At 59.7% G+C, this 237-nt stretch carries 1 pseudogene; it reads left to right on the plus strand.

The window, feature by feature from the left end:
- A pseudogene (locus A3728_RS16245) lies at positions 1 to 237 on the plus strand (patatin-like phospholipase family protein); the annotation flags it as partial.

Genomic DNA, 237 nt, shown 5'->3' on the forward strand with positions numbered 1-237 from the left:
CGCTCTTCGCCAAGGACCTGCCCGATGACATTCTCGTGGTCAGCATCAACCCGATGGAGCGCGATGACATCCCCGTCACACCCCAGCAGATCCAGAACCGCGTGAACGAGATCAGCTTCAACTCCAGCCTGCTGCGCGAACTGCGCGCCATCGAANTCGTGCAGCGTCTGCTCGACGATGGAACAATGCCGCAGGGCCGGATGAGCCGGATAAGGATGCATATGATCGCGGATGATG

The organism is Sulfitobacter sp. HI0040 (assembly GCF_001634885.1).
GTDB lineage: Bacteria > Pseudomonadota > Alphaproteobacteria > Rhodobacterales > Rhodobacteraceae > Sulfitobacter.